Source organism: Sulfolobus sp. B1 (assembly GCF_007050195.1).
Taxonomy (GTDB): domain Archaea; phylum Thermoproteota; class Thermoprotei_A; order Sulfolobales; family Sulfolobaceae; genus Saccharolobus.
This window is the reverse complement of sequence record NZ_QIMI01000337.1, coordinates 1-675: the sequence shown is the minus strand read 5'-3', so window position 1 is coordinate 675 and position 675 is coordinate 1. Positions and strand designations below refer to the sequence as shown.

The window sequence follows — 675 nt, the reverse complement described above, 5'->3', positions numbered from 1 at the left end:
AAAACTATCAGCATATCCTTTCTTTTCTAAATTATCTAAGAATTCTAGCACGGCATTCAAAACCCAGCTGTTAGTGTTAAGGCGAGTTAAGGGCAGATCTCTTTTTACTAATTCCTTTACCTTCCCAATAAATTTAGTCGTTTTAGTGTCTAAGTTCTTCTCATTTAATTTAAGCAGAGAATTTCTTACACCATAGCCTAATTTGACATAATCCGCAATATCAGATAAAATATTCGGCATAGTATGAAGTATATCATCGCTACTTTTTATACGATTATACACGAAAAATGTAAATATAGTAAATAATGCATAAACTATAATAATATCATAAAGTAGATTTATACGTAAGAGTAGAAGACCTATCGCTAACGGAAGACACAAAAGTATAAGCTTCTCCTTGGTTGTTAAAGCCACGTTATATCCCACATTGGGTTGTGACAAAGTTATCATCAAATAAATACCCGGTGAAAAGAATAATGGTATTAACAACATAAATAAATTAATTGATGATGATATAAATTGAAATGCTAGTAATACCATGGGAGTAACCAAATATAACATAAATAATATTTCAACAATGTCGTTAGCTCTATTAACATAACTTTCAAGGGAGGATTTTAGATTATCTAAACTCTCCTCAATAAGATCCCTAATCCTTTCCTGCAAGGATATTTC

Annotated in this window: 1 pseudogene; it reads right to left on the bottom strand. The window is 30.7% G+C overall.

From position 1 onward, the window contains the following. A pseudogene (locus DMP16_RS11175) lies at positions 1–675 on the bottom strand (type II secretion system F family protein); the annotation flags it as partial.